The sequence below is a fragment of the Pseudomonas sp. B2021 genome (assembly GCF_018135665.1).
Lineage (GTDB): Bacteria > Pseudomonadota > Gammaproteobacteria > Pseudomonadales > Pseudomonadaceae > Aquipseudomonas > Aquipseudomonas lactis.
Genome location: NZ_SMOF01000012.1, coordinates 1 through 3,554 on the forward strand (window position 1 = coordinate 1; position 3,554 = coordinate 3,554).

Here is a 3,554-nt window from a genome sequence, read left to right on the forward strand (position 1 = left end):
GCGAGGTGCCGAGTGGTGGGGCAAGAGCGTTTTGCTTACTTTTGCGCTTTTCAAAAGTGAGCCGCTGTCAGAGCGGAACCCTAAGTGGCCGTTACCTGAATAACGGATATGTACGCGGTCAGATCCAACATCCTGGTCGGCTGTCAGGCCACCATCGCAGGCAAGCCAGCTCCCACATTTGGACCGAGGAGCGTCAGGTAGATAGGGGGGGCCAGCTTCAGCGCGCAACCATATTTGTACTCAATCAAGAAGCCAACCATGCAAACGTCTAAATTCCGCAAAATCGGCATTCTGGCTATAGCGGCCGTGGCAATCGGCCTGGCCATTTACACCGTAAACGCCCCCGCCGACGCCCCCCAATACCTCACCGCCACCGCCGAACGCGGCGATATCGAAAACGCGGTATTGGCCACCGGCCTGCTGGAGGGCGTCAAACAAGTCGACGTCGGCGCCCAAGTCTCCGGCCAGCTCAAGTCGCTGAAAGTCAAAGTCGGCGACAAGGTAAAGAAGGGCCAATGGCTGGCCGAAATCGACCCGCTAGTCCTGCAGAACACCCTGCGCAAAGCCCAGGTCGATGAAGAAAACCTCCAGGCCCAACGCCGCGCGACCGCCGCGCAACTCAAGCAGGCCAAGTCCGTGTATGAGCGCTACAAAGGCTTGCAGGCCGACGAGTCGGTGTCACGCCAGGATTTCGAAGACGCCGAATCGACCTACCAGGTACAACAGGCCAACCTGCTGTCCCTGGACGCACAGATCAAAAGCGCGCACATCCAGATCGACACCGCCAAGGTCAACCTGGCCTACACCCGCATCAACGCGCCCATCGACGGCGATGTGGTGGGCATCGTCACCCAGGAAGGCCAGACCGTGATTGCCAGCCAGTTGGCGCCCGTGCTGCTCAAGCTGGCAGACCTGGACACCATGACCGTCAAGGCCCAAGTGTCGGAAGCGGATGTGATTCATATCAGCCCCGGCCAGCAGGTGTACTTCACCATTCTCGGCGAGGCGGACAAGCGCTATTACGCCAAGCTGCGCGGCACTGAGCCGGCGCCGCAGAACTTCCTTGAAACCCAGACCGCCGGCACGCCGAAGCAAAACACCGCGGTGTTCTACAACGCGTTGTTCGACGTGCCCAACCCCGACCACCGCCTGCGCATTGCCATGACCGCCCAGGTGCGCATCGTGCTCGACACCGCCGAGGCCGCGCTGATGGTGCCCGTGGCGGCGCTGGGTGTGCGCAATGCCGATGGCCGCTACGAAGTGCGGGTGCTGGATGCCAAGGGCAAGGCGGTGGCCCGCACGGTGAAGACCGGTATCAACAACAACGTCAAAGTGCAGATCCTTGATGGCCTGGCCGAGGGCGACACCGTGGTGATCGGCGACGCCACGCCTGCCGTGGCGGGGAGTTGAGTCATGAGCCAGCCTCTGTTGGAACTCAAGGGCATCACTCGCAGCTTCATGGCCGGCGAGCGTGAATTCATCGCGCTCAAGGGCATCGACCTGAGCATCCATGCCGGGGAAATGCTGGCGATCATCGGCGCCTCCGGTTCGGGTAAATCGACCCTGATGAACATCCTCGGTGGCCTGGATTACGCCACCGCCGGCAGCTACAAGATCAATGGCATCGAAACCCGCTCCCTGGGCGATGAGCAACTGGCGGAGCTGCGGCGTGATTACTTCGGGTTTATCTTCCAGCGTTACCATTTGCTCGCGCACCTGAGCGCTTTGCACAATGTGGAAATGCCGGCGATCTACGCGGGCACCCCGCAAAGCCAGCGCCATAGCCGCGCCGGGGAATTGCTGGCACGCCTGGGCTTGTCGGGCCATACCAGCCATCGGCCCAGCCAGCTGTCTGGCGGGCAACAGCAGCGAGTGAGTATTGCGCGGGCCTTGATGAACGGCGGTGAAGTGATCCTGGCTGACGAACCCACCGGCGCCCTCGACACCCACAGCGGCAAGGAGGTGATGCGCATCCTCGCCGAGCTGCATGCGGCGGGGCACACCGTGATTATCGTCACCCACGACCCCAAGGTCGCGGCGAACGCCCAGCGCATTGTCGAGGTGTGTGATGGCGAGATCATCAGCGACAAGGCCAACGACAGCGTCGGCCTGGAGTTGCCCGCCGAGGCGCCGGTCGAGCCCCGCCGCAGCGGTGCGCGGCGCCTGGTGGCGAGCCTGGGGTTGTTCAAGGAAGCGTTCAACATGGCGTGGGTGGCGCTGATCTCCCACCGCATGCGCACCTTGCTGACCATGCTCGGAATTGTCATCGGCATCACTTCGGTGGTGTCGATCTCGGCCATCGGCGAAGGCGCCAAGCGCTATGTGCTCAAGGACATCCAGGCCATCGGCAGCAACACCATCGATATCTTTTCCGGCACCAGTTTTGGCGACAGCCGCGCCTCGGCCATCGAGACCTTGATGCCCTCGGATGTGGAGGCCTTGAACCAGCTGTATTACGTGGACAGCGCCACGCCGGTGGTGGGGCGCAACCTGTTGTTGCGCTACGGCAATATCGACCTGGACGCCCAGGTCAATGGTGTCAGTGATCGCTACTTCAAGGTCAAGGGCCTCAAGCTTGAAGCCGGCATTGCCTTCAGCGAAAGCGATGCACGGCGCCAGGCCCAGGTGGTGGTGATCGACCACAATACCCGCCAGCGCCTGTTCGGGCCGAACATCGACCCGCTGGGCCAGGTGATCCTGATAGGCAACCTGCCGTGCACGGTGATCGGGGTGACGGCGGACAATAAAAACATGTTCGCCGCCAGCAAGGCCCTGAACGTGTGGGTGCCGTACGAAACCGCGGCGGGGCGTCTGCTGGGCCAGCGTCATCTTGACAGCATCACCGTGCGCATCAAGGACGGCCAGCCGAGCAAGGTGGTGGAAGACAACGTCAATAAGCTCATGCTGCAACGCCACGGCACCAAGGATTTTTTCACCAACAACCTCGACAGCATCATGCAGACGGTACAGAAAACCAGCCGCTCCCTGGCGCTGCTGCTGTCATTGATTGCGGTGATTTCTTTGCTGGTGGGCGGTATTGGCGTGATGAATATCATGCTGGTGTCGGTTACCGAGCGCACCCGTGAAATCGGGATTCGCATGGCGGTAGGGGCGCGGCAATCGGATATTCGCCAGCAGTTTCTGGTGGAGGCGGTGATGGTGTGCCTGATCGGCGGGATCATCGGGATCTCGCTGTCCTACGCCATCGGCTACCTGTTTTCGCTGTTTGTGAAGGAGTGGGAAATGGTGTTTTCGGTGGGCTCGATCGTTACCGCGTTTGCCTGTTCGACGTTGATCGGCATTGTGTTCGGTTTTGTACCGGCGCGGAATGCGGCGCGGTTGGACCCGATAGAGGCATTGGCAAGGGACTGATCTGTGGGAGCTTGCTCCCGTGACGGCCTGACAGCCGGCGCCTATCTCCCTGGCGCCCCAGGATCCAAATGTGGGAGCTGGCTTGCCTGCGATGGCGGCCTGACAGGCGACACAGTTGGATTGTGTACATATCCATTGCTGCGGTAACGGCTACTTAGGGTTCCGCCCTGACGGCGGCTCAC

At 61.4% G+C, this 3,554-nt stretch carries 2 protein-coding genes; both read left to right on the forward strand.

From position 1 onward, the window contains the following. Positions 1 to 258: 258 nt before the first annotated feature. On the forward strand, positions 259 to 1,410 hold the full coding sequence (gene macA, locus E1K68_RS27390) for a macrolide transporter subunit MacA (protein ID WP_003190635.1): 1,152 nt from the start codon (positions 259 to 261) through the stop codon (positions 1,408 to 1,410). 3 nt (positions 1,411 to 1,413) lie between these two features. Further along, positions 1,414 to 3,372 carry a MacB family efflux pump subunit gene (locus E1K68_RS27395; RefSeq protein ID WP_003190636.1) on the forward strand — a complete coding sequence of 653 codons (1,959 nt, stop codon included), beginning with the start codon at positions 1,414 to 1,416 and terminating at the stop codon, positions 3,370 to 3,372. The last annotated feature ends 182 nt before the right edge of the window (positions 3,373 to 3,554 follow it).

What these genes read in the sequence shown, in the direction of transcription:
- macA (WP_003190635.1), top strand. Translation starts at nt 259, where the DNA reads ATGCAAACGTCTAAATTCCGCAAAATCGGCATTCTGGCTATAGCGGCC.
- E1K68_RS27395 (WP_003190636.1), top strand. Translation starts at nt 1,414, where the DNA reads ATGAGCCAGCCTCTGTTGGAACTCAAGGGCATCACTCGCAGCTTCATG.